At 62.1% G+C, this 25819-nt stretch carries 23 protein-coding genes; 3 read left to right on the forward strand and 20 right to left on the reverse strand.

What is annotated here, in order from left to right; all coding sequences use genetic code 11:
* Positions 1–145 precede the first annotated feature (145 nt).
* Genes ROS217_RS02735 through gspD form a run of 3 tightly spaced genes read right to left on the reverse strand, consistent with a single transcriptional unit; the run spans position 146 to position 4758 of the window.
* Positions 146–1357, reverse strand: a complete 1212-nt coding sequence (locus ROS217_RS02735) for a type II secretion system F family protein (protein WP_009816122.1) — start codon at positions 1355–1357, stop codon at positions 146–148.
* Entirely contained in the window at positions 1354–2808 is a 1455-nt protein-coding gene (locus tag ROS217_RS02740) for a GspE/PulE family protein (RefSeq protein WP_009816123.1), read from the reverse strand. Before ROS217_RS02740 ends, ROS217_RS02735 begins: the two co-directional genes overlap by 4 nt.
* A gap of 3 nt (positions 2809–2811) precedes the next feature.
* Complete coding sequence (gene gspD / locus ROS217_RS02745) at positions 2812–4758, reverse strand: type II secretion system secretin GspD (RefSeq protein ID WP_009816124.1); 1947 nt, start codon at positions 4756–4758, stop codon at positions 2812–2814.
* Between the two features lie 255 nt (positions 4759–5013).
* Between gspD and ROS217_RS02750 the strand changes: the two genes are divergently transcribed.
* A complete protein-coding gene (locus tag ROS217_RS02750) occupies positions 5014–5538 on the forward strand; it encodes a tetratricopeptide repeat protein (protein ID WP_157046521.1) in 525 nt (174 codons plus the stop codon).
* On the opposite strand, the gene ROS217_RS02755 is transcribed toward ROS217_RS02750, so the two are convergent.
* The 8 genes from ROS217_RS02755 to gspG are packed head-to-tail and all read right to left on the reverse strand — an operon-like array spanning position 5535 to position 10858.
* The gene (locus ROS217_RS02755; RefSeq protein ID WP_009816126.1) at positions 5535–6299 is read right to left on the reverse strand and encodes a hypothetical protein; all 765 of its coding nucleotides are present in this window, start codon (positions 6297–6299) and stop codon (positions 5535–5537) included. The genes ROS217_RS02750 and ROS217_RS02755 overlap by 4 nt on opposite strands.
* Positions 6296–6811, reverse strand: coding sequence for a type II secretion system protein GspM (gspM, locus tag ROS217_RS02760; protein ID WP_009816127.1), 516 nt, complete (start codon positions 6809–6811; stop codon positions 6296–6298). The genes ROS217_RS02755 and gspM overlap by 4 nt, the downstream gene beginning before the upstream one ends.
* Positions 6808–8010: a type II secretion system protein GspL gene (gene gspL / locus ROS217_RS02765; protein WP_009816128.1), complete on the reverse strand. Its 1203-nt coding sequence runs from the start codon at positions 8008–8010 to the stop codon at positions 6808–6810. The genes gspM and gspL overlap by 4 nt, the downstream gene beginning before the upstream one ends.
* Positions 8007–8942: a type II secretion system minor pseudopilin GspK gene (gene gspK, locus ROS217_RS02770; protein WP_009816129.1), complete on the reverse strand. Its 936-nt coding sequence runs from the start codon at positions 8940–8942 to the stop codon at positions 8007–8009. The genes gspL and gspK overlap by 4 nt, the downstream gene beginning before the upstream one ends.
* A complete protein-coding gene (locus tag ROS217_RS02775) occupies positions 8939–9556 on the reverse strand; it encodes a type II secretion system protein GspJ (protein ID WP_009816130.1) in 618 nt (205 codons plus the stop codon). Before ROS217_RS02775 ends, gspK begins: the two co-directional genes overlap by 4 nt.
* Positions 9553–9927, reverse strand: coding sequence for a type IV pilus modification PilV family protein (locus ROS217_RS02780; RefSeq protein WP_009816131.1), 375 nt, complete (start codon positions 9925–9927; stop codon positions 9553–9555). The genes ROS217_RS02775 and ROS217_RS02780 overlap by 4 nt, the downstream gene beginning before the upstream one ends.
* Positions 9924–10415: a GspH/FimT family pseudopilin gene (locus ROS217_RS02785; protein ID WP_009816132.1), complete on the reverse strand. Its 492-nt coding sequence runs from the start codon at positions 10413–10415 to the stop codon at positions 9924–9926. Before ROS217_RS02785 ends, ROS217_RS02780 begins: the two co-directional genes overlap by 4 nt.
* Positions 10403–10858, reverse strand: coding sequence for a type II secretion system major pseudopilin GspG (gene gspG, locus ROS217_RS02790; RefSeq protein ID WP_009816133.1), 456 nt, complete (start codon positions 10856–10858; stop codon positions 10403–10405). Before gspG ends, ROS217_RS02785 begins: the two co-directional genes overlap by 13 nt.
* A gap of 115 nt (positions 10859–10973) precedes the next feature.
* Between gspG and ROS217_RS02795 the strand changes: the two genes are divergently transcribed.
* Complete coding sequence (locus ROS217_RS02795) at positions 10974–11726, forward strand: prepilin peptidase (protein WP_009816134.1); 753 nt, start codon at positions 10974–10976, stop codon at positions 11724–11726.
* A 63-nt stretch (positions 11727–11789) separates the two neighbouring features.
* Here the strand turns inward: ROS217_RS02795 and ROS217_RS02800 are convergent, their stop codons facing one another.
* The 7 genes from ROS217_RS02800 to ROS217_RS02830 all read right to left on the reverse strand — a co-directional run bounded on the left by ROS217_RS02800 (position 11790) and on the right by ROS217_RS02830 (position 21546).
* Positions 11790–13478, reverse strand: a complete 1689-nt coding sequence (locus tag ROS217_RS02800; protein ID WP_009816135.1) for a c-type cytochrome — start codon at positions 13476–13478, stop codon at positions 11790–11792.
* The gene (locus tag ROS217_RS23085; RefSeq protein WP_009816136.1) at positions 13478–14326 is read right to left on the reverse strand and encodes an SCO family protein; all 849 of its coding nucleotides are present in this window, start codon (positions 14324–14326) and stop codon (positions 13478–13480) included. The genes ROS217_RS02800 and ROS217_RS23085 overlap by 1 nt, the downstream gene beginning before the upstream one ends.
* Before the next feature lie 89 nt (positions 14327–14415).
* Positions 14416–16335 carry a hypothetical protein gene (locus tag ROS217_RS02810; RefSeq protein WP_157046522.1) on the reverse strand — a complete coding sequence of 640 codons (1920 nt, stop codon included), beginning with the start codon at positions 16333–16335 and terminating at the stop codon, positions 14416–14418.
* 58 nt (positions 16336–16393) lie between these two features.
* Entirely contained in the window at positions 16394–17182 is a 789-nt protein-coding gene (locus ROS217_RS23090; protein WP_157046523.1) for an SCO family protein, read from the reverse strand.
* A gap of 45 nt (positions 17183–17227) precedes the next feature.
* Entirely contained in the window at positions 17228–19069 is a 1842-nt protein-coding gene (locus tag ROS217_RS02820) for a multicopper oxidase domain-containing protein (protein WP_198134857.1), read from the reverse strand.
* Positions 19070–19681: 612 nt separating this feature from the next.
* Complete coding sequence (locus ROS217_RS02825; RefSeq protein ID WP_157046524.1) at positions 19682–20461, reverse strand: hypothetical protein; 780 nt, start codon at positions 20459–20461, stop codon at positions 19682–19684.
* A gap of 185 nt (positions 20462–20646) precedes the next feature.
* Positions 20647–21546 (reverse strand): hypothetical protein, encoded by a 900-nt coding sequence (locus ROS217_RS02830; RefSeq protein WP_009816141.1) that lies wholly within the window; start codon positions 21544–21546, stop codon positions 20647–20649.
* Between the two features lie 256 nt (positions 21547–21802).
* On the opposite strand from ROS217_RS02830, the gene ROS217_RS02835 reads away from it, so the two are divergent.
* Entirely contained in the window at positions 21803–22849 is a 1047-nt protein-coding gene (locus ROS217_RS02835) for a DMT family transporter (protein ID WP_009816142.1), read from the forward strand.
* A gap of 77 nt (positions 22850–22926) precedes the next feature.
* On the opposite strand, the gene ROS217_RS02840 is transcribed toward ROS217_RS02835, so the two are convergent.
* Both ROS217_RS02840 and glpK read right to left on the reverse strand, forming a co-directional pair.
* Positions 22927–24156, reverse strand: a complete 1230-nt coding sequence (locus tag ROS217_RS02840; RefSeq protein WP_009816143.1) for a glycosyltransferase — start codon at positions 24154–24156, stop codon at positions 22927–22929.
* Positions 24157–24295: 139 nt separating this feature from the next.
* A partial coding sequence (glpK, locus tag ROS217_RS02845; protein WP_009816144.1) for a glycerol kinase GlpK occupies positions 24296–25819 on the reverse strand: 1524 nt, incomplete at its 5' end.

Genomic DNA, 25819 nt, shown 5'->3' on the forward strand with positions numbered 1-25819 from the left:
CCCGTGCGCTTACGCGCGGACTCAAGCCCGAAGGGCGCCGCGCGATCGCTGGGCCGTCCCGCGGCCTAGCGATCGCACGGCTCATCGCACAGGGCCAATGTCCGCTTCAGGCCAGAACCCGCGCCCTCCTGCCCAGCCGTATGGCTTAGCCGACCGTCGCCTGCAGGTCAAAGATCGGCAAGAGGATCGCCAGCACGATCACCAGCACGAGCGCGCCGACGACCATCATCAGAAGCGGGTCAATGAGCGCCGAGACGCGCTTGCGTTCATTGGTGAGCCAGGTCTCCACCAGCACCGCCGCGCGTTCGGTCATGCGGCCCAGGCGGGCGGATTTCTCGCCTGCGTCAATGAGTTGGCGGCAGACGGGGGGAATGAGGCTCATGCGGGTGAGGCCCTGGCTGAGGCTCTCGCCCGAACGCACCGCCTCGGCCAGATCAAGCGCTTCGACGCGGAAACGGCGGATCACCAGCACATCGCTGGCAGAGGTCACGGCATCGACGACGGTCTGGCGGCTGGAGATCACCAGCGCCAGCGTGCGGAGGTATTGCGCCGCCGCCGAGAGGCGTAGAAGGCGGCCAATAACCGGCAGCGAGAGGGCAATCCCATGCCAACGGTCGCGCACGGAGGGCACGCGCAGGGCAAAGACGAGGCCCAGAATGCTGGCGGCAATGCCGATGACAAGAGCAATCCAATGCGCCTGAATCCAGTCGCTGATCGCCATGACGACCTGTGTCAGCGGCGGCAATTCACGGCCTGAAACGGCAAACATCGCGGCAATCTCGGGGGCGACGTTGACCATCAGGATGCCGCAGACCAAGAGCGACACGGCGGCGACAAAGGCCGGGTAAATCAGCGCCGTGGCGAGTTGTGCGCGGTCGGCACCGACCGTTTCGAGATAGTCGGCCAAGCCTTCGAACACCACCGCCACATCGCCCGAGGTTTCGCCCGCGCGCACCGCTGCGATGTAGAAACGGGGAAAGCCCGCGTTGGCCTTGTCGAGCGAGACCGAGAGCGGCTGGCCGTCCATCAGCGCCGCCTTGGCCTCGGCTGCCGCTGCCTCGATCACCGGCGAGGTGCCGGAGGAGCGGATGGTTTCCAGCGCCATTTCGGCGGAGAGGTCAGAGGACAGGAGCACGGCCATCTGCCGGGTGAAGACCGCGCGCATATCGGCGTTGAGCCGGGTGCGGCGGCTGCGCGCAAGCGTCAGCCCGCCGCCCTGCCGTTTGGCGGTGATATCCTCGGCAAAGAGGCCCTGACCGCGCAGGATGTCGGCGGCCTGTGCCTCGCTCTCGGCCACCAGAGTGCCACGCTTGCGCTGACCGTCGGCGTTGAACGCGGTGTAGGCAAAGGCCCTCACAGCGCGTCGCCCACCACGCGCAACGCCTCGGCGAGGCTGGTTCTGCCGACCGAGACCTGATGCAGGGATTGGCCAAAAAGAGTCTGATCCGGGGCAAGCGCCACGCGCTTCATCTCCGTTTCGGACTGGCCCTTGTCGATGGCGGCGCGCAGGGTTTCGGACACTTCGAGGATCTCAAACACGCCGACGCGGCCGGCGTAGCCGGTGCCGTTGCAGGTGGGGCAGCCGGTGGGATGGTGGATCATCGCGGGGATCGTGATGCCGGCGGTCTTGAAATGCGCGGCCTCGTCCGGTGTGGGCGGCGCGGCGCGACGGCAGGTTGTGCAAAGCTGGCGCAAGAGGCGTTGGGCGATTACACCGCGCAGGGTGGCGGCGATGAGGAAATCGTCAAGCCCCAGATCGCGCAGCCGCACCACCGCGCCGACAGAGCCATTGGCATGCAGCGAGGAGAACACCAGATGCCCGGTGAGTGAGGCCTGTGCCGCGACGCTGGCGGTTTCCTGATCGCGGATCTCGCCCACGAGGATGATGTCGGGGTCTTGGCGCAGGGCGGCGCGCAGACCGGCGGCAAAGGTCATGCCAATCTCGGCGTTGATCTGGCTCTGGCTGATGCCGGGGAGGTCGTATTCGATCGGGTCCTCGGCGGTGAGGATATTGCGGATCTCGTCATTGGCGAGTTGCAGGAGGGAATAGAGCGTCGTGGTCTTGCCCGAGCCGGTGGGGCCGGTGGCGAGGATGATGCCATTGGGTCGCGCGGCCATGCGCTCGAGCACCTCGATCTGATCGGCGCGCAGGCCAAGCTGATCGAGCGGCATGAGGCCAGCAGAGCGGTCAAGCACCCGCATCACGACCCGTTCGCCGTAGTTTCCGGGCAGGGTCGAGACGCGCACGTCGATGGCGCGCCCGCCCAAGCGGAGCGAGATATGGCCGTCCTGCGGCAGGCGGGTTTCGGAAATATCCAGTCCTGCCATGACCTTGAGCCTTGAGACCACACGGCGCACCGGCAGATCCTGACGGTCGAGCACGGATTGCAACATGCCATCCACACGCATCCGGGCGCGCAACCCGGTTTCATGCGGCTCGACATGCAGGTCAGAGGCCCCGGCGCGCACGGCGCGGCGCAAGAGCTGGTTCACAAGCTGGATGACCGGCGCTTCTTCGCCGTCCTCAAGCAGGTCGCGCGGGCCGCGCCCACCGCCTGCCCCCTCTTCGAGATCGAAGGCAAGATCGTCGGTGCCGGTCTCAGAACTGGTGCCGTCCTGATAGAGCACGGCCAGACGGGCCTGAAACGCCTCGGCCGAAAGCGGCTCTGTCACAAGCGGTTGGCCCGCGCGGCGGCGGGCCTCGCGCAGGCCGAGCGCGGTTGCGCCGGGACCGATCAGGAGCCGGCCCCCCTCGACCAGAATCTGTTGATCACGGGCAAGGGTGAAGGGCAGGAGCGGCGCGGTCATGCTCTATCTATCCGCGAATGTCAGGGCCGATGGCAGGGGGGGGAAACGCCGGGTTTGAGCCGCGCTGTCGATGAAATCGGCATCGAAGGGCTGGTTGAGATTGGCGCCATCAAACGGAAAGCTCGAATCCGGGACGCGCGGATAGGTGCCATCATCAGCGGGGGCGATGTAATCAGCGGCGCGCTTGGCCTCGCGCGCCAGACGCTTGGTCAGTTCGCGGGCCTCTTCATCGCTGGACAGGATGCGCGGGCGCAGCATCACCAGTAGAATACGCTGGTTCTCGTTAACCGAACGCCCCTTGAACAGCCGCCCCAAAAGCGGCAGTTCGCTCAGGCCCGGCACGCGCTGATTGACCGAGCCCGAGCCATTTTCCAGCAAGCCGCCCAACATGATCACATGCCCGTCGCGCACCAGCACATTGGTCGAAAGCTCTCGCTTCGAGGTGATCTCGCCGCCCGCCGCAGAAGCGGCGTTGGTGAGGTTGGATACCTCTTGGTTAATCTCCAAACGCACGGTCTTGTCGCGCGTAATCTGTGGCGTGACCGTGAGGGTCAGGCCCACATCCTGACGTTGGATGGTCTGAAAGGGTTGGTTGGGCACGGCGCTGTCGCCGACGGTGGAAAAGCTGCCGGTCACAAAGGGCACGTTCTGCGCCACGACGATCTCCGCCTCACGGTTGTTGAGGGTGAGGATCGAGGGAGTCGAAAGCAATTTGGTCGAGCTTTTGGAGGCGAGCGCCGCAAGAAACCCGCCGATGCCGCTTTTGTCGAAAGCCGCAATGGAGCCGCCCGTGCCGCCGCCGGTGGGCGCATTGCCCGCCAAAACCGTGCTGACAAGGCTGGTGAGGGTGGGACGCCCCTGAAGCGCGAATTCGACACCGCCCACGGTCGCCCCATCGATCACGCCGCCGAATTGAAAGGAAAGATCGGAGAAACTCTCGACCGACAGTTCAAAGATCACCGCCTCGATCAGCACTTGGTCGGGGCGTTGGTCGAGACCGCGCACAGCCCCGGTGATAGAGGCAATCCGGTCAGTCGGCGCGGTGATGATAAGCGCGTTCTGCTGCTCTTCGGCGACGATGGTGATGCCGCCGGGGACAGCCGTGGGTGCGGCCCCCTCGGTCGACGCTTCGGGCGCACCAAAACTCTGGCGGATGACATCGGCAAGATCGGTGGCATTGGCGTAGTTGAGATGCACAACCTCGGTGGCAATGCTGCGTTGCGGTCTGTCAAGCTCGGACACCACGTCGCGGACGCGGTCGCGAAATTCCGGCGTTCCGGACACGATGAGCGCATTTGAACGCGGATCGGCGGAGAGGCTGGAGCCTTGTGGCGTTATGGCAAGAGCCGTGATCACGCTCAGCATCTCGGCGGCTTTGCCGTTGCGGAGGGGGATCGTTTCGATGGAGTTGCGGCTGGGCGTGTCGAGCCGGTCGACAAGCTGCACGATGCGCTGGAAATTCTCGCGCCGGTCGGACAGGATCATCAGGCCGGATTCCGGGACGGTCGAAAGCACCGCCTCGGCGGGCAAAAGCGGGCGAATGACCTCTGCGATCTCATCGACCGAGCTGTTGCGGACGGGAAAGACGCGGGTTTCAAAATCGCCCCCCAGACGCGCGCGGGCGTCACCCGGCGCCAGTTCGCGCGCGAGATCAATGGGAACGATGCGGTCGGTCTCAGCGCCTTCGACGATGGTCAGACGATTGAGTTCAAGGACGTTGAGGAAAATTTCATAGATGGCTGAGGGGGACACCTGATTGGGGGCGACCACGGTCACGCTGCCCTGAACGCGCTCGTCCAGGATGAAATTGCGCCCGGTCGATTGCGCCACGATCTGGACGAAATCCCGCAGGCTTGCGTCGCGCAGATCAAGCGAGACCTGTGCAGCCAGAAGGCCGGGCCATGCCAACCAGAGCATCACCAGAAGGGCAAGACGTTTATGAAAATGCATGTGTATAATTCAGGAACATCATTTGGTGATATCTCCTGCCTCTTCAAGGCTGCCTCGGGCCACGCGCTGCTCTGACTGGCGGCTTGGACCTACCCTTAAATACTACCCGATATGATGCGGCGATTCCATTGGAAAGACGGGTTGACGCAGGAATGTCCCAAAGCGTGTTTTTTTAGGCAATTTGTGGAATTTTCATGGTTCGGTCATGGCTGGGCATGGTAGGTTCCCTTCAAAGGGGCAGGAGCATATAACAACATGCCGAATTTAATTAAACCATTGCTTTCTATAATAGTTATCACGGCACTTGCTGCCTGTGAGCCGGGTACGATCAGCAGTGGTGCGGATTTTCAACGCAATTACAGCTCAGCGCGCAAGGCGCTAGAGCAGGGTAACTACGACAGTGCCATTCGCAGCTATGCGGTTCTCATTCAAAACGCCGGACCGTTGGAGCCGCGACTGCGGCTGGAATACGCGCATGCGTTATTGCGGGCGGGACGCTATGACGAGGCGGCGCAGATTGCCAACGGTCTAGCGGCGAGCACCAAGGGCAGGGACCGCGCGGCGGCCCTTGCCGTGAGTGGCACGGCGCAGCATGAAAGCGCGCTGGCGGATATCAGCGCGGGACGCGGTGGGGCGGGCGCGATTGCCAAACTGCGCTCTGCCGATGCCGCGCTCAAAGAGATGCTGGCGCTTGATGATGGCCTCGATCCGCTGGGCGCGATGGCGAGCCGTCGGGCCGATATTGCCCGTGACCTCAAGCGTTTGGGCGCGGGGGGCTAAAACAGCGGCCAGCCTGCGGCAAGGTCAATGTCGCGGGAAATCTGCCAGCCTTCATCTGTCGCAACCGCAGTCTGATCCAAGGCGCGCTGCCACGCCTCGGGCACCTCGCCCACAGGGTCGATGCGTAGGTCAAGCTGCGCCAAGGGATCGCCGAACCGCCCTGAGAGCGTGCCGGTGGCACGGATCACATCGCCGGTGAGTGCGAAGGGCGCGCGCCATGTGCCCGCATCCGAGGTCAGGACCGCCTCGGCATGGCCGATGTCCACGCCTGCGAGCCGCGCACCGGACCAGTCGAGCACGGCATCGACGCTCTGAACGGCACGTCCCGGCAGGGTCATATCCGCGCTGAGACTCTGGGCCATCACCAGCCCACCGAGCGGCCAGCCGTCGATCAACGCGGGCCAATCCCCCACCAGAATTTCCAGACGGGCCGCGCGCAGGTCGGCGCGGTCGCGCGCCAATGGAAGGCCCAGAGTGCCCTGCCCCGACAGCCCCGGACCTGAGAGGGTGACAGACCAGCGCGCACCGGGGCCGTCAATCTGGTCAAAGCGCCATGTTAGATCGGCGGGGACCGGCAACAGGGTCGGTTGCAGCCCGCGCATCTGGCCGCGCCAGAGCGAGGATTGATCCTCGGCTCCGGTCAGCCAACCCGGCACGAGGCCGGGTGCCAGCGCGCGCAGGTGGGCAAGACGCCCCTCGCTCATGACCGCCAAAGTCAGTCCCATCAAAAGGCCAACAAGGATCAGGGCTGCGCGCCTCATTGCACCGCCACCAGACGCAGGTCGGCGGCCACAACATCGGTGCGCGCGCCGCGTTCAAAGGTGAAGCCCGCCAAATCATAGCCCCAGATGTCATTCTGGCTGGTCAGCCATTCGGCCAGTTGGGTGAAGCGCACGGCGTCAAAGCGCAGGGTGATGCCGCCGTCGGCGGCATTGGCCAATTGGCTAGCCGCCTCGCGCAAGCCGGCATCGCGCAAGCTCGCCTCGATGCCGCTGATGCCGATGGGGGTGGTCGCGCGCGCCACCTTGGGGCCATTTCCCGCGTCACGGGCCAAGGTGGCGAATTGCACAGCCTGATCGGCCACCCAAAGCTCGGTTGCGCGAGCCTCGGCCACGGCGGCGCGGGCGGTTTCACGGGAGTCCGCCAGTGGAAGGGCGATGCCGTAGACCGCCGCAAGCGGCAGGGCAATGAGGCCCAGAAGTGCCACGAGCCAGCGCTCGCGACGGCTGAGCCCCAGGAGAAAGCCGGTCAAACGGTCCATAAGCGCGCTCATCGATCGGCTCCGTTTTCGGTCACGGCCATGGCCAGCACCGCGTCGACGCCGGTATTCTCGCGGGTGATGGATTGGGCGACGCGGGCCTCTGTGCCCGCCATGCGCAGATCAGCCACGAGCGCGTCGAGCGCTGCGAAATCGGTGATTTGCAAGTCGATGACCAGTCCCGCGCCGGGTTGATAGCGGACGCGGGTGATGGTGGTTTCGTGATTGCCCAGCACCGCCCCGGCGCGGCGCAGGACATCGAGCGGTCGCGCCTCGGTTTCAACCTCTGATCTGGCGTTGCGGGCGCGATCCATGGTTTGCGCAACCTGGCTGCGGATATCAAGGATTGGGCCGGTTGGGATCATCACCTGACGCAAGATGCGTTCGGCATTCTGGCGATAGGCGAGCCCCTGAGCGGTGAGCGTGCCGGTTTCGATCATTGCTGCGGCAATCCAGCCGGCAAGGCCAAGCACCGCAAGGGCAAAAGGCAGACCCAAGCGGCTGAGGATGCCGCGCATCTCGGCGCGCTCGGCGCCGGGGTCTCGGGCGAGATCGAGCGAAAGCTCGTTATAGGCAAAGCGGGCGGGCGCAGTCACGCCATGCGTGGTCAAATCGGCCGGATCGCTACAGATCGGCAGGTTTTGCGCCGTGAGAAAGGTGTCGATTTCCGCCCGCGCGGGTCCATTGCGCAGGATGGCGCGCGGCATGCCGGTGCGCGCGGCCTCTTGCAGAAGGGCAAGCGCCAGATCCGGCTCGGCGGCAAAGCCATCCTCGGGGCCAAGGCGGGCGATGACGCCGGTGGCGGTGGTCTCGATCACCCAGAGGTCCGGGGCGGCTGGCAGACAGAGGAAATCAGGCAGCACGGCGCGGCACTGCGGGGCAAAGACCCCAAGCGCGCGCAACCAGTCCCGCCGGTCGCCCGCATCTGTGATGAGGAGGCGCGTCCAGAGATCAGGAGCTGAGCCAAGACGCGCGGGACGAATATCCAGCCCCGCCTCGGTGCCGCCGTAGGCATCGCGCAACTGGCGCCGGGCGACCCGGTCGCGGGCCTGTCCCTTGAGCGCGGCCGGCAGATTGAGCGGCACCAACGGGGCCGCTGCCCCCGGCACTGAGGCGACAAAGGGGGCGCGCGGCGGCGGCGTATCGCCGGTCAGGTCATGGACCGGCAAGGGTGCTGATTGGCCGCGCGATTTTCGGGCGAGAGTCAGGCTCATGGGGTGACAGTCCGGCGATGTCTGATGGTGGTGGCCCCGGTAAGGGTGGAGCGTTCCACGGTGAGGATGCGGCTTTGGATGCGACCGTCAAGCAATACGTCAAACCGCGCCTCGAACCAATCCGTTGCGGTGACAAAGCCGCCTTCGGGGGCGAGGGCCTGCGTGATGACGCGCGGATGCAGCAGAGCTTCGGCGCGCGTGGTGAAATCATCGGCGTCCGCAAAGGGATTGCGGCCCCGGTCTGCGATCAGCTGCGCCACGCCCGCCGGGTTGGTGGCGGGCAGCATCGCGCCCAGAACTTGGGGCGAGGCCGTGTTGACATTGAGGCCGCCACCGGGCGGCAGCGCCGCCACAAAGGGCAGCAGGCGGGCATAGGTCTCGGCGGTCATGCCGTTGACGAGGCGTAAGTCCTCGATCCGGTCGAGCGGCGCGCCAGCGGGGAGCAGAGGCAACGGACGGTTGGCATAATCGGAGGTTTGAGCAGGACCGCGCGCCTGCACAAAGCCAGCAATGTCGCGGCCAAGGGTCAAAGGCAGGCCAAGGGTCGCGAGCAGCCGGTCAAAGGACTGCACCGCATTGAGGTCGGCGGAATCGCTGAGGGCGTTGACGTTGTAACGGCCTTGCAAGTCGGTGATGGTGCCGGTCATCTGGGCCCGGTCGATATCGGCCTGAAACCCGGCCAGAGACCAGCCTTCAAGCAGATGGTCGAGACTCTGATCCCGTTCCCAATCGGCGCGCAGCACCGGGTCGATCAGCCATTCAGCGGCATCGAGATGCAGCGCCGCCTGCTGGCTGATTTGCAGGTGTTCAACGCGACTGCGGCTGGTTTCAGCGCGCAGCATGAGGCCGGTGGCAATGGCGGAAATCGCCGCCACCATGATGAGCGCGTTCAAAAGGGCGATGCCGCGATCGGGGTGCAGGGCCTGAGTCATGGATAGGCCACCACAACGCGGAGGGGGCCATAAGCGATTGATTCAATTTCCACTTCTATCGCTTTGGGCAGAGGCGGACGGGGAATGAGATCAGGCACGCCCCAATCGGTAACCCAGCCTTCTTCGGTCCCGGCATAGGCGCGCAGGCGCAGGCCCGCAACACGCTCGAACACGGTGGTTTCCGGGGCAAGGGCGAGATCAGAGGCAGGGCGCAGCACGGGCCACATCTGGCGCGTCAGGCGGTTGGCCTCGCGGTCGTGCCGCCAGATGACGCGCGCCTGCCCCGCTGCCTGCACCTCGGGAAGGACGGCGCGCCCGGCGGTGGAAAGGGCAAACCAGCCCGCAGGCCCGGTCAGATCGAGAAAGGCAGGTTCCGGGTCCAGGGCGTTGGGCGGCCAGAATGGCAGGACCGCGGCGGATTTGAGATCCTCACGCAACAGGGTAAGACCGCGTGCGAGGGCGGCGGCCTGTTCATCGGCATCCGTCAGCCGGTCACGGGCGCGCATCATGCCACTCAGCGCTTGCAGCCCCATGACCGCCACAAGGGCAAAGATCGAGAGAACCACCACCAATTCGAGCAGCGTCAGGCCTCGGTCTGTGGCGGTGCGCGTCATTGCACGACCTCGGTTTGCGCGATGACGACGAGGCGCGCGCCGGGCTGTTCCGGGGCTCGGGTGAGGATCGTCGCCTCGGTGAAACCGGCGCGGGTGACAGCCTCGGTGATCTCGAGCTGCCATGGATAGGGTCCGAAGGTGACGCTGCGCGGCAAAGTTTTGGCCTGCCGTGCGCCCAAGAGGCGATATTCCTCGGCCCGGTTCAAGGCCACCTGAAGCGCCATGACGCGCGCCGCCTCGCCGCCCAAGGCGCGCCCGGCTTGATCGGCGCTGCGCAGGGCAGCGATCGTACCGATGGAGAGTACGAAAACCGCAATCACCAGTTCCAAAAGGGTCACGCCCCGGCTGCCGTGATCGTCGCGACGGGTCATGCCCCCTCACAATCGAGACCTAGGACGCCCGCCGAGCGGCAGCGACTGAGGCTCTCATTGCCGATGAAGGTCACCTCGAAGGGGCTGACCTGACCGTCGGGGAGAAAGGTGATATCGGGCTTTGGCGCGCGCGGCACTTCGCGCGGCAGAATCGCGCCATTCGGCCCCTCAAACCGGGCTTCGCCGCGAAATTTCTGCGCTCTGCCCACAGGTTGCCAGCCGTCTTCGGGGGCATTCGGGGCTGGTGGGCGCAGGATTTGCCAGCCGTCAGGAACGAGGATCAAGCCCTGTGGAGCCGCCCCCAAGATGGCCGCATCGCGAAGGCGGTCATAGGCTGCGGCAAAGCGGATCACGTCGCCTTCGCCACGGCTGCGGTCGGTGATGGAAAACGTCGCCGTAACCGAAAGCACGGCCATCACCGCCACGACCACAACCATTTCCAGAAGGGTGAATCCGTCATCGCCAGAGGAGGTCGTTATTCGCCCCATGACCCGATATCCGCATCGACACCCGCGCCGCCAGCGACGCCATCGGCCCCGAGGGTGAAGATGTCAAACTCGTCATGCACACCCGGTTGGAGATACTGGTATTCATTGCCCCAAGGGTCCAGCGGCAGTCGGTCGATATAACCATTGGCGGCGTAATTCTGCGGCGCAGGGGTGGCTGTCGGGGCCTCGACCAATGCGCGCAAGCCTTGTTCGGTGGTCGGATAGCGGAAATTGTCCAGCTTGTAGAGCTTGACCGCACCCGCCAGAACGGCGAGATCGGATTGCACACGCGCGGCACGGGCCTGATCCGGTCGGTCGATGATACGCGGCATCACAACGAGCGCCAGAATGGACATGATGACCACCACGACCATCAGTTCAAGCAGCGAAAAGCCGGCATCGGCGGACGCACGGGGCGAGCGGCGTGACATATTGATTTGCATGGTAAAATCTGTCCGTAAATGCGTATAGATTACCGGGTGAATGATAGAGTACGCGCAGCCATCTGACAATCGCTGCCGTGGCCCCGGCCCCGTTTTTCCCGCATCGGAGATGCCTATGTCTGGAACCGCCTCATTGGCCTTTTTCCTGATCGCGACCGGGGCGGCTGTGGGATCATTTCTGGCAGCTTGGGCGGATCGCTTGCCGCGTGGCGAGAGCATTGTCGGACCGAGATCGCGGTGCCAGTCCTGTGCGGGTCAAATTGGCTGGCGCGACATGGCCCCGGTGCTGTCCTGGCTCTGGTTGGGCGGAAAATGTCGGAGCTGCGGCGCGGCAATTCCGAAGCGGTTGTTTTACGCTGAATTGGGGGGCATGGCGCTGGCGGTGCTGGCGGTTTGGGTCGCAGAATCGCCCCTGCATATGGTGCTGGGGGCGGGTTGGCTCTGGGTTTTGATGGGGTTGGTTCTGTGTGATCTGGCCGCATTCCGGCTGCCGGATGGGTTGACCGGCCCGCTCTTTCTGATCGGGATACTGCTCGCGTGGGAAGACCCCAGCCGCGATCTCTGGGGGGCGTTGATCGGCGCAGCCGTCGGTGCGGGGACGTTTATGGCGCTGCGGATCGGGTATCAGACCCTGCGCGGGCGCGAAGGGTTAGGATGGGGTGATGTCAAGCTGATGGCGGGGATCGGAGCGGGTTTGGGGGTGATGGCCCTTCCGGTGGTCACCCTGGTCGCAGCGGTGTTGGCAATGGCCGTGGCAGGGATCACGGCGCTCCGGCGCGGAGCACGGCCGGACGGCGATCTTGCGATTGCCTTTGGCGCCTATCTGGCGGGTGCGGCGGGACTTGTCTGGATCTGGTCGCTGATCTGAAAAGACACGGGCGACAGGGTACCCTGCCGCCCGCTACGTACCGTAAGGCCCATTACTCAAAACCTAGGGTACGATCCAATCACTGACAACGCGGTAGCCAACGCGCTCTTCTGGGACTAATGCTGCGATGAAGGCACCCTTGGAGGCAAAGCGCTGTCCCGGTCCCAATCCCAGTTCGGGATGGGTGCCGGGGTTCAGTTCATTCTCTGCCTCATGCTCGATGATTTCCAGCACATAATCGCGATAGAAATCATCAATCGCATGCATCAGGCCAAACTGAATCATGGTCAGTGCATAGTATGTTTGCAGTTGGATGCGGGGGTGGCTGACCTTAAGTCGCCGCGTGTGCATCCATCCGCGAATGCGGTATTTGTTCGGATGGTAAGACTCGGGCTTGTCATAGGGCCAGACAAGACGCGCCTGCTCGACCAGCGCCGGGGAGAATGCCGCAAGCGCCGGTTCCTTGGCCGCAGACGGAAGGAAGAATCGCGGCGTGGCGGGCGGATTTGCGGCAATCACGGCAACGGCTTCTGTCACATCCTGCGGCCAGATCACAAGGGGTGTGTCAGAGTCCGCTGCGGCAAGTGCCGTGCGCAGGCCCTCGGCCCCGTCATACGGCAGGGTCTCAACCTTCGTGTCGGGCAACACCATGGCCATCGTCTTGGTGAAGGCCTCTGCCGGACGGGTGCCTTGGGGTCCGGCTCCGTGGAGTTGCAGGACGCGAGACGGGGACGTGTCTTGATCGCCTAGGTAAAGCGCCAGCGCCTCGGCCTCGAGCGGCAGGCCACGGTTGAAGAACATCGAATAGCCATAGCGCCCCTCGCCGGGGGTGGGCAATTCGGTGTTGGGAAAGATGCACGGCAAGCGTTTGGCGTCGCAGAAGGCCCCGATTTCATCCCAAGGCCCTTCGACCAATCCGCTGACGGTGGCGAAAACCGGCTGCTCGGCATATTTCGCCTCGAGCTGGGCGCGCCATGTTTCAGGCGCTCCTTCGAGCCGCCAGACATGCAGGTTCCAGTAGCGATAGGCGGAGATGAAATTGGAGCGGTAATTGGGTGAAAAGGTCGGGTTGCGGGTGTCACCCTCAGTGTCCTTGTTCATCCACTCGAAAAACAGTTCGAGCGTGCGGATCATGGCATCCGCCGCCGCCGGATCAGCGCCGGGGTCGATGATGGTTGCGAAATGGATGTCACGCTCGGTCACGCCGGGGTCAATCTCGACCGAGAGCGTCTTGATAAAGGCGGACAGGTTGGCCACGTCCTGCGCTGTGAGATCATAGCGCGGCATGATCGGGTCAAACACATGCCCGCCCGCATCCACGCCATCCTTGAGCGCGCGCGTCAGCGATTCATCATCATAGGCCGGGCGCATGCGGGGCGCGCGCACCCGTGCCCAGAAACCGGCGGGCTGCACCTCTTGGTAGAGGTCTTTGAACATACGATTGCGGTTGGGCGTCTTTTTGTCAAAGAGCACCGAGCCGATGATCGGGGGGACGTAATTACCGCCTTCGGAGGTGCCAAACCCACTGGGGCGGTGGCAGTTCACGCAGGAGAATTGCGCGCCAGAGATTTTCACATCGCCCTGGGTCACGCCGGTGATCGGCTGGCCATCAGCGCCGATCCCCTCCCAATAGAGTTTGCGACCGAGGTCTGCATCGCCCGCCTGCCCGGCGGCGGCCCAAAGCGGCACGGCAACAAGGGCAAACGCGAGGCCAAGGCGGCGCAGAGTGGAGACAAGCAGATGCAAGCCCATCAGTTCACCTCGGGGTGAAGCAGTTTGTTGTATTCCTCAGCCAGTTCCTCGGAGCCGAGGAGACCCTCGAGCCGGAGCCAGCGCGCATCCTTGCTGGCGCGCAGAAAGGTGAGAGGGCGATGATACATCTTGTTGTCGCCTTTGTAGATCGCATCAAAGGCGCGCACGATGGTAAAGACATCGTCGAACTGGCCAGTCAGCATGATCCAGTTATCACGGGCTGCGTGCAATTCGGCATAGTCGCGCAGGCGCGTGGGCGTATCGTATTCCGGGTCGATCGAGATCGAGACCATGAGGTAATTCTCGTCGATGGCGACGAGATCCTCTTGGGTCTGACCAAAGGTTGCGCTCATCACCGGGCAGATCGTGGCGCAGCTGGTGAAGATGAAGTTGAGCAGGACAGGGCCATCAAACGCCATCAGCTCTGCAAAATTCACCTTTTGGGCGTTTTGATTGCGCAGGTTGATGGCGGGCATCTGATAGTCTTGAAGACTGCGCTTGTACTGGAACCCATCCATGCTCATCGCCATGCCGATGCTGTTCTGAGTGTCCATGCCAAGATGGTCGGGCATGCGGTGCGCTTCTGCGGCATGGTCGTGGTCGCCGTGGCCTGCCATCGCGTCGTGGCCGGCTGTCATGTCGTGACCGGCTGTCGCGTCGTGGCCCGCGCTGTGATCGTCGTGACCTGCCGAATGGTCTTCGGTTTTGACCGCGCTGTGATCGTGGCTTTGGTCTTCGGTCTTGTCGTGACCGGAATGATCGGCTGCGGCAGGGACCGCGAACGTCAAAAGCGCCAGACTGAGAGCACAGGCGGGCACGGTGCGAAGGGCTTTTCTGATCGCTGCCATTTCAAGTCTCCGTCGAGAAAGTAATGTTTTAGGTCAAATGTGGGTCCAGCGGCTTGGACGCCGCTGGACCCTTATTTAAAATCAACCGCTTAGTGGACAGACCACACGGCAGTATCGTGGTGCAGCGCATCGAACTGATACATGCGCAACCGGCGAGACGGCTCGTAGCTGAACTCCACTTCGAGGTGGTGTTCACCGATACCATCGACGTTCACGTAGTCGTTCATCTCTTGCTGCATGCCACCCCAAGCGAATTCGAAATTGCTCGGGACAACACCGTTGCCATTGGCGACCTGCCATGACTGATCGTTGATCGGCGAGTTGGGCGCACCCTCCGGACGGGCTGCTGGCGGCACGGGGATCGGACCACCGCCTGCGACGTGGATCCAGAAGTAGTTGCGGCCGAAGGTAAAGAGCGGACCTGCGCCCCCACTCGGCAGTGTGTTGTGGAAGGTATTTTCCCAGCCACGCAAACCACCGAAGTCGACCAGAACATAGGCGTGGACGTAATAGTCGCCATTCAGGAGTTGAATGTTGACCTTGTCGCCACGCTTGTCCCAGACGCCATCATCCATGATGACATTGGCATCGCCATTATGACCCTTGAGCTGGCCATAAATGGTGTTGTTGAGGAACAGAACCGTAACGTCGGCATCCGGGTCCATTTCATAGCCGGTGGGAAGTCTGCCACGGTTTCTCCAGTCGTCAAAGGCCTGACGTATCAGGTGCATCTGCGCCTGAATGATCGACCCGTTGAGACCTCCGCCAAAGTGCTTGTTGGTGCTGTTGATCGTCATGCCACCCATTTCACGGAACATCTGCCACATGCGCTTGGCCGGGGCGGTGTCACCGATCATGCCGATCGCGGCAAGTTTGGCCTCTTCGCTGGCGCGCGGATTCTCACCAAACACACCACTTTCTGCCGTGTTACGCAGCGCGCCATTGCGCAGCGGAACCCGCATGTTTTCCGTCACCTGAACCCGAGGCGGGTGCTGACGCCAGCCCCAATGGTAGCTGAGGTTCCAGAAGCGTGCCGGGGGCATCTTCATGTTGAGGGTGTATTCAAGCCCTTCCTGCATCGGGAAGAAGGTCTGGTCCATGCCGATATTGGGAACGCGCGGAAACGCGGTGCCGCCAGCGGTCAAATCCGGCCCGCCCAGATCGGTTAGATTCAACTCGGTCCAATCGTCAAAGAACATGGCATAGGGCGCAAAGTCTTCGTGACCGCGGTTGAGGATCTTGACCACATATTTGATGGTCCACTCCTCGTCTGTCACCGCAATCGGATCGATATAGGCGGCATCCGACTCGATATGGGTGTCATACCAAAGCTGATTGACCGTTACCGACTTGGTCTCGGGATCGACGACTTTGGTCTTGAGCCCGCCGAGATAGTGCAGGAGCGGGAAACCTTCGTATTCACGCTCGCTGAAACGACCCTGAAGCTCGTTGCCCTCAATGATATCGACGGCCCGCCGCGCCAGAGTACGCATTTCGCCCGGATTTACCCGGCGAGGATAGCTGTAGCAATGCTCTGTGCCGCGGAAGTTGCGGCAAATCTGTTGCGGTTCCGACATGGCCTCGATCCGATCCATGATCCAGTCAAGGTCATCGGTCGGTGAGGTTTTGTCGAGTTCCCGAATGACGGGATCGTCATGCAGGTTGTAGGGATTCTCCGGTGTCGAGGGCAGGGTGTTGGGGATCTCGTTTCCCCGACACGTCTTGGCGTTCTCGTAGATGGTCGGCAGCATGTTGGGCGGGTTGGTCCCAAAGCTGTCGCCCTCCGGGAAGACCGCGTCGCCATCCGCTGTAAGCAAGGTGGTGGCGTTCCCTACAGTCGTTCTGGTCTCGAACGGAACACGCCGTTGCTGGCCGCCGTTGGCATGTCCCGATACGTTGCAGAACATGTTGAGGTCGAAGGGTGTCTGGGCCCAAGCGGGCGCCCCCCCAACCATGACCGAGGCGGGCAATGCCATCACCGCAGCCAGTCTTATGGATTTACGAAACATTTTCATTGTCTCCGATTCAAAATACTGTTCTGGCGCCCCGGTTGCCCGGGGCCCGGGATCAGACTTCGCGGTTGTGGTTGCGCGTGTCTTTCATATCGAACACACGCGGACCGGCCCGGCGCAGCTTTTCGCCGACTTGCGGCGTCGGCTGCGGCATGACCCAAGCGACACGGCTGGCGGCATCGTCGGCCCGGATGTCCCAGGGGAACGATCCCCAGAGTCCGGCGCTGCCATTGCCGTAGAACACCACATCCACCTTGCGCGTGCCGGGCAAGGTCGAGTGACTCATGCGATACATCCGGAAGGCGAGATCGGCGCAATGCTGCGGCGTACCCGTGAGGAAATGCCAGCCCTTGGGCGCACCGAGTTCCTGGGCATAGGCCTGCATGCGTGCAGGTGTGTCATGCTCGGGATCGCGGCTGATCGAGTACACGAAAACATCGCGCCCGACCTTGTCGCCCAATTCTGCCACCACATCGGCCATGCGACGGGTGATCGGGAAATGCTCTTCATCCTTGAGGCTCATGAAGTGCATCATGACGACCTTGTTTTCGATGAAGCCCTCGTAAAAGGACATCCCAAGGCCGTCTTGGTTGACCATCATCACATTGGGGAACGAGTCGTTCACCGCAGAGTTGATGACCCCACCGCTGTTGATGGGATTACAGAGAACCGGCATCTCGTTGGGATGCAGGGTTGCTTTGGCTTCGCGCAGCTTGGAGATTGCAGCTTTGCGGGCCTCATCAGCGCGCTCCTTGGAGTTTCCCGGCGTGGTGTAGAACCCGGCGGTAATCCCAGCAGCCGCCGCGACCGGAAGACCGGCCATGAATTGACGTCTGTTTGTCATGTCTTTTCCTCTCTTTTTTCAGAGAATTCCTAGAAGGATTTCCGCTTAGTCGCCTTGACCCGGCTCAACGATATCCCAACGGATCATCATTGCGTGGTCTTCGTGAACGACGTTGTGGCAGTGCATCACGTGCTTGCCAAAGAAGTCGCGCCAGCGGCTGAAGAAGGTTACCTCGTCACCCGGCCCGAGTGAGACCACGTCCTTGCGGGCCCGCTCTACCGCACTTGGCGGACGACCGTTGACCTCAAGAATCTGGAACTCTTCGAAGTGGGTATGAACAGGGTGCGCCCATGCGTTGCCCTCGTTGCGGAAGGTCCAGATCTCGGCAGAACCCTGCTCGATCTTGACGTCCACGCGGTTGGGATCCATCAGGCGGCCGTTCACCGTCCACAGGCCGTTGTCGTAGTCGAACACGAACAAACGCTTGCGACGGACTTCGGACATGCGGATTTCCGGAAGTTTGCGCATGGTGGCAGGAACGCGCGACGGATCGGGCTTCTTGCGACCTGCGCACCGGAATTCCAGAACGGGCATCATGTTCTCGCCTTCCAGCGTGTAGCCGGTCGGACCTGCACCATCGCCACGGATTTCCAGATCGTTCCAGACCTGAACCTTGTCGCCATCCTTGTACTTTGAGAAGTCGATGATGACGTCAAAGCGGTTGGCGATCCAGAGGTCGATCTTGGGTTCGACCAGCGGCGCCTCAAGCAGGTTGCCGTCGTTGGACAGGATGATGAAGTCGTCGAAATAGGGCTCGCCACGGCCAGCCTTGGGGACAACCTTGAGCACCAGACGATAGAGACGCGACGGGCCACCGTTGAGGAAACGGAAGCGATATTTCCGGCGCTTCACATCAAGATAGGGTTGGATGATCCGGTTGACCGTGATCTTGTCGCCCGTCATGCCCTGCGTGGTGTATTGCAGGCGGTTGGAGTCGAACGTATCCGGCGTGCCTTGCGAGTTGCCGACCTCGACCGGCTCGGGGCGCGCTTCGGGATGCGGGGACGCGCCATCGGGCGTGAAGAAGTCCCAGATCACCTGACCGTTTGGTTGGAACATGACATCGTGAAGGATCAGCGGAATGTCATAATCGCCGGAAGGCAGGCGGAACGCATTGGGGTTTTTGTCCCGTTCGTTGTTGGAATCCCGCTCATCAAAGATCAGGTAGAAGCCCGAGAAGCCCGCGTAGACGTTGGTCGCGGTAAAATCGAGCCGGTGATCGTGATACCACAGGGTATTCATGATCTCGGGGTTGTCGAAATTCCAGTCGAACGGCGAACCAGCCGGGATGTTGGCGTAATGGTGATCCCAGAATTCGCCGGGATTGAAGAAGTCCTGCGGGATACCGTCCGATTCAGAGGCGGTATGGCCGTTGTGCAGGTGGATGGTCGGCGACGGAAGCGCGAATGTCACATTGCCAGCACCCACGGTGGGCAGCAGGTTGTTGCGGCGCAGGAAGACCGGCTCGCCGTAATTGGCATGATAGGTTTCGCCGGGCGTGATGCCGTTAAAGCCCCAGTGCCAAGACCCAACATCGGGATCGCCAGCGCGGCCCACAACATCGGGTGTGCCATCGCCATACGGGGGCTGCCAGTGGTATTTCCACCGGAATTCAGTCATCACTTCTTCGTAATGCTTCTGCGGCGGGAAATCATCAAAGCGCTGATGGCGCTCGGGCTCGATCGGCGGATCGTAGGTGTTGGGATTGATTGGCTGTGCCACCGGCATGATGTTCAGCGGGGCCGTAAAAGGCTCCACCGCCGGGCTCGATTGTACGGTGATGCTTGGCTCGAACGTGTCCGGGAATACGAGACCTGTTTGAGGCAGCCCGTCCGCGGCACTATCTGGCCACTGTTCAATCTCGACCGCTCCGACCTGCGATGCCACCGCTGTGGCGCCCGCAGCCCCTAGGCCGAGCTTTAGTGCGTCTCTTCGTTTCATGCTTTGTCCTCCAGCAGAAAAAGCTTGCGAAAATTACTGACGTCACGCTCCAGACATGACGCGATAAGCCCCGCGCCATGCATGCCGCGAGAAAGGAGGGCGAATAGCCCCATAGGCAGAACAACCGGTGCGGTTGCCGTATGTCAGTTTCGAGCGAACTCGATCAGCTAGGGATGACAGGCCGGAAGGGTGAGTAATGTTTGGCCCGCGCGGATCAGTGATCCGCAGATTTTGGTTTAATAGCTTAGAGCAATTGCTCCCTGATATGCGCACAAAGACGCGCAACATTTACATTGGTAGGTACGTCAAGAGCGCCAAAATGACGCGCCTGACAAGGCCACTTCAACACGAATGTTTGCATGGAACAATGATAACATTTTCGTGAGGATATCGTAATGTTACTTCGCGAGACCAAATATCGAAGCCATATTCGTTAATATATTGATTTATAAAGGATATTTTATTTTGTATCCGCGGTCAAAACTGAAACAAATAGCCAGTTAAAGGTTAGATATATAGTCATCTTAAGAATTAAAGAGCTGGTCGAAAAGAAACTGCTCAGCCACGCCCCGTAATGCGTACGGAAATGGTCCGGCGCTGCCCCCCGCGCATGATCTCGACGGCGAATTCATCGCTCTCTGTAAGGATCTGTCCTGCGTTGGCGAGTGTTTCCGGATCGGAAACAGAATAGCCGTTCACCCGCAAAACCAGATCGCCGCGGCGCAACCCGATCAGGTCATAAACCTGCCCTTCGCGCACCCAGAGGATTTCCGGAAATATCTCTCCGGTTGCACCATTGGCCGACACCATCCGCACACTGCCCGCCCGACCAAGAATGCGGTGCATATCACTTCCGGCAAAGGTGCTGGCCGGGATCTCGGCCTCATCGGCCTGAACCGAGCCATTGCTCATGATGCGGGCCATCATTTCGTCAGGTGTTTCCTCAAAGGCAACCAGAACACGCTCTGTCTCGCGCTCGATCCAGACACCGTCAGAGGCGATCTCGAGCACCGTTTCGCCACCGATAAGCCGGTCACCGCTCCGGATCAGGCGGTCGCCATCAGAGGCCGTGAGAATGGCCCAGCCATCCTCTCCGCCCGCAACCAGCCCGACCAGCCGATACGTCTCGAGCTTCTTGGTCATGGCTGCGGCTTTGGGCGGGTCAGGCACATAGGGATCAAAGACCGTCGGCCAGTCCTCGGGCAGAGGAGCCTCTGACGCATTTTCGACCGCCGCGAGAGCAGCGGTGATCTGAACAGGTTCGGGGCGCTCGGCCCCCTGCCCCAACAGGGTCAGGCCGATCTGCCCCGCGCCAAAGCCACATGCAATGGACGCCATCACTGTGAGAAGTCCCAGCCCACGCATCTGATCAGCCCTGATGATACAGAATGCGTGCACAGGTCGTGACAGGGGCAGCGCAGCGGGACATGGCAATTCCATCCTGACAAAGTTTGGGGCGGATCATGAAAAACCTATGGTTCAACAGCGCAATGATAGCCGCAGCGACAAGACGCGACAACGGTTTATGCGCGGTCATCCTCGTACATGGGCGCCACAGTCAAAGGCATCGACCAGGTTGCAGGGTCAGTACACTCCGACGCAGGGCGCGCAAGGAGGATTTGGGCATGGAAGTGCCCCGTTGTCTCGACCCCCTCTGTGTCATGTCCGACGGCCTGCGCATTGGCGATGGCGCGGGCCTGTTCTGCTGGCCCCTCAAAGCGGCGATGGACGAAGGGGGGGATCGGCAGGCTCTGGACCACAAGACCGTGGGCATGCATGACCTCTGTCGCTTCAGGGCGTTCATTGCCCCGAATGGGCGAGGTCATCACCCAAGGCTTGACCGGGCCACAGGCAGCCAGCATCCGGTCCAACGCGCGCGGCATGAGCTGCGCCACGGACCCACATTCAACGATCATATCGCAGCGCTCCAACTCTGCCGCAAGCACGTCCGAGGGGTCATCACGCTCCAGATCCTCGACACATCCGGTCTGAAAGAGACCGACAGCGCGCCCGTAGGCGACCGCATTCGGCATGACGTCTATGCCGGTGACATGGAGTGGCGGACCGGGGCGCCGCAGCGCCGCCAGCCAGTCACGATCCCAGGCAATAACCTCGGCGGGGGTTGCGGTCTCGAACTCGGGCTGGCGGTAGCGGGCAAAGACCTCTGCGAGGCTCAGCTCATGCGCCATGAGCGCCGTGACGATTCCATAACTGCTGGCAAAATCAACGACTCTGGCCTGCCCAAGGCCGCGCAACCGCATCACCTCGGCCAGCCCCGCCCGAAAGGCCGCGACGGCATGATGCTGGTTGCGATAGCCAAGCCGGTCCATCATGCGGAAATAGGCGCGGCAATCGGCTTGATCGTAGGTCTCGTCAAAGATGGTGACGAAACCGGGTCCGGACGTGTCGGAAGGGGCGGTCATGGGTGGATCACTCTATCGTCTGGGGTCAGGCTGCGGCCCGCGTTGCGCGCAACTTTGCCTTGCGGACCACCCATTACAATCAAAATCACACAAAATTTAAAAGGTTCCCACGCAAGCGTGACGCAAAACGCGCGATTGAAACAATGTTTCGCGGCACTCCAGGGATCGTGACCGAGCGTGCACAAGCGTTGGTTGCAAGACGCGCATATCGGGCGCAATTTACTCTCAACACCAGTCGTTGGTTTAGGAATTCCCCATGAGCCATGTCAGCACGCAGACCATTCCCGACGCCTCAAAAGTGATGCTCGGGGCGACGCTCGCCTGGGTGGCGGTGCTGATCTATGCCTCGTCAAACTCTCTGGTGTCGCTTCTGGCAGACATTGGTGCGCAGAACCGGGTGATGGGGCGAAATGTCATCACCTATTGCAACCTGCTGTTTGTCGGATCGCTGATGTCTATGGTGCCGATGCTCCTGATGTTCTGGCGGGATTGGACATGGGACAACCTGCGCGCCTTGGGACGCAAACATTGGGTCATCCTGACCCTCTCGGCGTTCTTCTCCTCGGCGCTGACGCCGGGGCTGTTCTTTTACGCGCTGGAGCATACCACGGTGACCAATGTGGTGCTGATGGGCAGGATCGAACCGCCACTGTTTCTACTCGCGGCCTGGCTTATCCTGCGGGAAGAGTTCGAGCCGTGGTCCTTTGTTGCAGGGCTGGTGGCGCTCGCCGGAGCGGTGGTGATGATCCTGATGAACAATCAGGGCACGGCGTTCATGCTGGGCAAGGGTGAGATTGGCGCGCTCTTGGCCACGCTGTCCTATATCGCCTCGACATTGATCGCACGCACGGGCCTGCGCGGCATTCCGATGGGGATTTTCGCGATTTATCGCACGGCGGTGGGCACGACGTTCTATTTCTTCCTTGCCCTCTATCTGTTTGGCCCCGACCATTTCGAGGATGTGTTTCACCCGGTCGTCTGGCAATGGGTCTGGATCTATGCGGTGATCGTGGTGATCGGGGGGCAATTCGCCTGGGCGCTCGGACTGAAATATGCGCGCTCGGGCGATGTATCGCTGGCCACGTCCTTTTCACCGCTGGCGGCGATCCTGATTGCCATGCTGATGTTGGGAGAAGACCCGGGTCCGGGCCTGATCCCCGGCGGAGCGATTATTCTGGCCGCCGTCGGGATCGGGCAATATGGCCGTCTGCGTCGCCGTCACCGGGAGGACGGCGTGATGCGCCAAGAGGCGCAGGATCGCGCGCTGGAACATGAGGGCGAGGTTAATTTCAAAGGGGCCTGAGTCCATTGCCCAAAAAGAACCGCCCCTCGGTGTCTTGGGGCGGGTTGACATTCGGTCAGGGCGGGACAACGTCTGTCTTAGAAATTGCCGACCGACGGGTGCCGCTGAGGGATGATCGGCCCGATTGTCGGGCGCAAGGCATCCGGCAGTGACGCGTAGCTCTGGAAGAATTCACGCGACGGGTTGGGCAGCGCGAGGGACGCACCGGTCAGAAGCTCGAGCGCCTCATGCTTGTGGGCCAAGCCGTCGCTGACGTCTGGCACCATGTCAGGCTGAAAGCCGGTGATCATGCGCCCGGACTCGTGAACCGGCATCAACCACAAATCACCCGGAAGATATTCGAGCGCCGCCTCATAAAGGCTGACCGCCTCAGCCAGCGCGTTGCCGCCGCCAGCGCGCGGATAGGGGGCCAGCATGCAAAGCCCTGTCGCATTGGCATGGGGTGTAAAATCGCAAGCTGTCTCAAGCGGGCAGACGGAGACCGTGGGATAAGCAGAAAGCGAGTCCTGGAGCAGCCGGGAATCCGCGCTCGTGATATCCTCAAGGTAGATCGTGGTGCGCACCCCGGCCGACAGCCGGTGCACCATGGCGGCGAGCGCATGGTGGATCACCTGCCCGCCGTTCTGCGCCAAAACGACCATTTCACGCGTGAGGAGCCTGCTTTGCCGGCTGAGAAAAAAGGCGAATATCTCTTCGGCCATGCCGTTGTAATGGACGACATCGCGGGTATCGTGGACGATGCGGCCAATATCCACCTCGGCCACGTCATATCCCGCCGCGTGCACCCGCAGCATCACGTCGATATCAGCGGCGTAGTTCCCGATCAGATTCTGATGCGCGATGCGTGATCGGTCAAAGGCATAGATCCCCGAATTGGGAGCACGCAGGCGCGAGAGACCCGGAAACATCTGCCGCAGGGCGGGCATCACCAGAAGGCGGGTCATGGGCATGTTATCGGCAGGGTCGTGCCAGACGCCTTTGACCAATCCCACGCCGGGCGCGCGTGCGGCAGGCATGCGGGCGAACAGATCAGTATCGAATTTATCCAGGTCCGCGTCGACCTTCATGACCCAATCATGGCGCGCGGCGGCGACACCGGCACGAACCGCGTGACCCATTCCTGTGCGCGGCTCGGAAATCACGGTTGCGCCGGATGTCCGGGCCACCTCGGCGGTTGCATCGGTCGAGCCGTTGTCGATCACCACAACCTCACCCACATCCGGCATGCCAGCCAACACAGACACGACGCGCGCAATGGTTTGCGCCTCGTTTCGAGCTGGGACAATGACGCTGACCGGGCTGGTCATTTTGACTCCTATGGCGAGAGGGAACCACTCAGATCTTGGACAAATCTAGTATGTCGCCGATCGGTTAACAACACATGACGGTTTCACGAGAGTAAAATCTCTCGTGAAGTTGTGTAACCCGAACTTGTCCCGCGCACATCTAAAAAGAGAGCGTGGCCTCTATTGCCCGTGCCCAGCCTGCGACTTTTGTCTCGCGCAGATCCGCTGACATCGTCGGCAGGAACTGCCGCTCCAAGGCCCAGGTCGCTGCGAACTCCGCCTGATCAGGGTAAAGACCGATGTGCATACCCGCCAGCCAAGCCGCGCCAAGGGCCGTGGTTTCCAGCACCTCTGGGCGGTCCACCGGCGCGTCGATAATGTCTGAAAGAAACTGCATCGCCCAATCCGACGCACTCATGCCACCATCGACCCGGAGCACCGCATCCGCTCCCTGCCCCGCCCAATCGTCGCGCATGGCCTGAAGCAGATCGCGGGTCTGAAAGCCAACGCTCTCAAGGGCCGCGCGGGCAAGCTCGGCGGGGCCGGTGCTGCGCGTCAGACCAAAGATCGCACCCCGGCAATCGGGCCGCCAGTAGGGCGCGCCCAGCCCGGTAAAGGCGGGCACCAGAACGACGGTCTGATTGGGATCAGCCTGTTCAGCGAGAGGTTGTGTTTCGCTCGCGTGGCGGATCATCTTGAGACCGTCACGCAGCCATTGCACCACGGCCCCTGCAACAAAGATCGAGCCTTCGAGCGCATAGGTGGGTTTGCCATCCAGTTGGTAGGCAATGGTCGTGAGCAGCCGGTTTTGCGAGACAACCGGCGTGTCGCCGGTGTTCAGCAGGGCAAAACAGCCGGTGCCATAGGTGGATTTGAGCATCCCCGGTTTAAAGCACGCCTGCCCGACGGTGGCCGCCTGCTGATCGCCCGCAACACCGCGAATGGGGATTTCGCGGCCAAAGAGATCCGCGCGGGTGTGGCCATAGTCATCGGCGCTGTCGCGCACCTCTGGCAACATCTGCATCGGGATGCCCAAGAGGTCGCAGATCGTGGCGCTCCACCGACCCTTGCGGATATCATAGAGCAGGGTGCGTGCCGCATTGGTCGCGTCGGTGGCATGCACGCGGCCGCCCGTGAGCTTCCAGATAAGATAGCTGTCGACGGTGCCAAAGAGCAGATCGCCCGCTTGGGCGCGGTCGCGCGCACCCGCGACATGATCGAGAATCCAGCGCAGTTTCGTGCCGGAAAAATAGGGATCGAGCAAAAGACCGGTGCGCGCGGCCACCATCGGCTCGTGCCCTGCGGCGCGCAACTCGGCGCAATACTCCGCCGTGCGCCGGTCCTGCCAGACAATAGCGCGGTGGATGGCCTGCCCGGTGTGGCGGTCCCAGACCACGGTTGTTTCGCGTTGATTGGTGATGCCGATGGCGGCGATATCCGCGCCGGTCAGCCCGGCTTTTTCGATCACCGCGCGGCAGGTGCCCGCCGTGGTCGACCACAGGTCATTCGCGTCATGCTCGACCCAGCCCGATTGCGGGAAATGCTGGGCGAATTCCTCTTGGGCCGTGGCCGTGATCCGCATCTGCGCATCGAACAGGATCGCGCGGCTTGACGTGGTGCCCTGGTCGATGGCGAGGATATGGGTCATGGGGTGGGTCCGTTTCAGAAGGAGGTCATCCTCGGG

It is taken from the genome of Roseovarius sp. 217 (assembly GCF_000152845.1).
Lineage (GTDB): Bacteria > Pseudomonadota > Alphaproteobacteria > Rhodobacterales > Rhodobacteraceae > Roseovarius.